General features: G+C 71.3%; 2 protein-coding genes and 1 pseudogene. All 3 read right to left on the minus strand.

Translation table 11 applies throughout. The annotated features are described in order from the left end of the window. Window position 1: 1 nt before the first annotated feature. Window positions 2–198 (minus strand): annotated as a pseudogene (locus tag B7L92_RS43325) (transcriptional regulator); the annotation flags it as partial. A gap of 345 nt (window positions 199–543) precedes the next feature. Then, window positions 544–1074: a YbjN domain-containing protein gene (locus B7L92_RS38010; protein WP_081241630.1), complete on the minus strand. Its 531-nt coding sequence runs from the start codon at window positions 1072–1074 to the stop codon at window positions 544–546. Between the two features lie 177 nt (window positions 1075–1251). Continuing rightward, the coding region (locus B7L92_RS38015; protein WP_081241631.1) for an ATP-dependent Clp protease ATP-binding subunit at window positions 1252–3214 on the minus strand (1963 nt) is incomplete at its 5' end.

A 3214-nucleotide genomic window follows, 5' to 3' on the forward strand; every position in this document is an offset into this window, starting at 1 on the left:
GTCACGGACGGGGACGACGCCGGGGAACCCGTCGGCCACCTCCACGCGGTCGCCCCCTCTTGATTGCTGTAGCTGCTCCTGCGCCACACGGCGACGCTCAGACCGGGACGGGACCTTCGCTCCACAGGGGTTGTCCTCCCCCACGGATCGGCTCGTGCCGAGCGACATGAGCGGGGGCGGCGTTGCCGCCCGCGGCCGACCCCGTTCCCCCTCTCGCAGGTCACTCCGGCGCAGACGGCCAGGACGCTCGAAGCGTGGGGTGCCCGGGTCGAGGTCGTCGGCATCGCCTCCACTCCGCCGGACGGCGCCTCGGTGGGCGTCCTTCGGTTGGTGGCGCAGCCGCCGCGCACCGCGACCTCGCACGACGGCTGAGGGGCGCGGGGGCCCGTAACGACTGAAGGGCGCGGGGCCCCTGAACGCGGGGAGCCCGGCACCGGCAGCCGGCCGTGGTGGCCGGTGTCCGGACCGGGCTCTCCCCGCGGACGGCGCGTACCTGGCCGGTACCCGCCGCCCGTCGTGCTCGGCGGTGGCCGCCGGGGACGGCTACTCCTCGTCGTCCCCGGGCTTGTCCGCTTCGTTGATCTCCTTCTCCAGGCCGAGCTGCTCGACGAGCCACTTGTCGAACTCGATGGCGGCCCGCACCCAGCTGACCGTCGAGGAGACGAAGTGCTCCAGGCTGACGCCCATGCCGATCAGCATCTGGGCCTCACCGATGAGACGGACGGTGCCGTCGTCATGGGTGTGGGTGTACACCTTGGGCCACAGGGTGCGCCGGTTCCAGTCGTCGACGGACTCGAGCAGCTGCGGCTTCTCGTCGATCTGGTGCGGCCGGTCGTAGAACGTCCGCACGGAGAAGATCTGCTGGTCACCCTCCCCACGGAACATGAAGTAGGTGCGGAACTGCTCCCACGGCGCCGCGAGGTCGCCCTCGTCGTCGACGACGTACTTGAGCTCCATCTGGTCGAGGAGCTGCTTCACAAGGTCCTGATCCGGGACGACGGGGCCCGCCGGTCCTTGGGGCTGCGGCTCGGGCTGGCCCCCGAAATTCGGAATCGAGGACGGGTCGATGCTCACCGTGATTTTCCCTTCGTACGGATCCCGCCATCCTCCCCCATGCGGGGAGGGGGGTGGCAAGCCCCGACGGGGCTGTCTGCCCTGGGCTGACTCGATCCGGTCAATCTGCGGGTACCCACCGAAGGGCGGGCCCACCGTCCGGACGGGACGGCGGGCCCGGGACCCGGTTCCGGGTGCTCAGAGTGTCTTGCCCGTCTTCGGCCCCACCAGCAGGCCCTCGCCGAAGCGGTCCACCCGGACCGTGTCGCCGTCCTTGATCTCCCCGGAGAGGATCTCCTTGGCGAGCCGGTCGCCGATGGCGGTCTGGACCAGACGGCGCAGCGGCCGCGCGCCGTAGGCCGGGTCCAGGCCCTCCTCCGCCAGCCAGGCCAGGGCGTCGTCGGTGACGTCCAGGGTGAGCCGGCGCTCGGCGAGCCGCCGGGCCAGGCGGTCGATCTGGAGCTTCGCGATGCGCTCCAGCTCGGGCTTGGTCAGCGCGGAGAAGACCACCAGGTCGTCGAGGCGGTTGAGGAACTCCGGCTTGAAGGAGGACCGGACCGCCTCCAGCACCTGCTCCTTCTTCTCCGCCTCGGTGGTCACCGGGTCGATCAGGTACTGGCTGCCCAGGTTGGAGGTGAGGACCAGGATGGTGTTGCGGAAGTCGACCGTACGGCCCTGGCCGTCGGTGAGCCGGCCGTCGTCCAGCACCTGGAGCAGGATGTCGAAGACCTCGGGGTGGGCCTTCTCCACCTCGTCGAGGAGCACCACGCTGTACGGCCGCCGCCGCACGGCCTCGGTGAGCTGGCCGCCCTCCTCGTAGCCGACGTAGCCGGGCGGGGCGCCGACCAGGCGGGCCACGCTGTGCTTCTCGCCGTACTCCGACATGTCGATGCGGACCATGGCCCGCTCGTCGTCGAAGAGGAAGTCGGCGAGCGCCTTGGCGAGCTCGGTCTTGCCGACGCCGGTCGGGCCGAGGAAGAGGAAGGAGCCGGTGGGGCGGTCGGGGTCGGCGACGCCGGCCCGGGAGCGCCGTACCGCGTCGGAGACCGCCCGTACGGCCTCGGTCTGGCCGATGAGCCGCCTGCCGAGCTCGTCCTCCATGCGCAGCAGCTTCTGCGTCTCGCCCTCCAGCAGGCGCCCGGCGGGGATGCCGGTCCAGGAGGCGACGACGTCCGCGATGTCGTCGGGGCCCACCTCTTCCTTGACCATGGTGTCCCGGGCGGCCTCCTCCTCGGCCTCGGAGGCGGCCTCGAGGTCGCGCTCCAGGGCCGGGATCTCGCCGTAGAGGAGCTTGGAGGCGGTGTCGAAGTCGCCGTCGCGCTGGGCGCGCTCGGCCTGGCCGCGCAGGTCGTCGAGCCTCTCCTTGAGCTCACCGACGCGGTTCAGGGACTGCTTCTCCTTCTCCCAGCGGGCGGTGAGGCCGCGCAGCTCCTCCTCCTTGTCGGCGAGGTCGCGGCGCAGCTTCTCCAGGCGTTCGCGCGAGGCGGGGTCGGTCTCCTTGTCGAGCGCCAGCTCCTCCATCCGCAGCCGGTCGACCGCGCGCTGGAGCTCGTCGATCTCGACGGGGGACGAGTCGATCTCCATGCGGAGCCGGGAGGCGGCCTCGTCGACGAGGTCGATGGCCTTGTCGGGCAGGAAGCGGGAGGTGATGTAGCGGTCGGAGAGGGTGGCCGCCGCCACCAGCGCGCTGTCGGCGATCTGGACCTTGTGGTGGGCCTCGTAGCGGCCCTTGAGCCCGCGCAGGATGGCGATGGAGTCCTCGACGGTCGGCTCGGCGACCAGCACCTGCTGGAAGCGCCGCTCCAGGGCCGGGTCCTTCTCGATCCGCTCGCGGTACTCGTCCAGGGTGGTGGCGCCGACCATGCGCAGCTCGCCGCGGGCGAGCATGGGCTTGAGCATGTTGCCGGCGTCCATGGCGGAGTCGCCGCCGGCGCCCGCGCCGACGACCGTGTGCAGCTCGTCGATGAAGGTGATGATCCGCCCGTCGGAGTCCTTGATCTCGGCGAGGACGGTCTTCAGCCGCTCCTCGAACTCGCCGCGGTACTTGGCCCCGGCGACCATCGCGCCCAGGTCGAGCGCGACGAGCTGCTTGTCCTTCAGCGACTCGGGCACGTCGCCCTTGACGATCCGCTGGGCGAGCCCCTCGACGACGGCGGTCTTG

Source organism: Streptomyces viridosporus (assembly GCF_002078235.1).
Lineage (GTDB): Bacteria > Actinomycetota > Actinomycetes > Streptomycetales > Streptomycetaceae > Streptomyces > Streptomyces viridosporus.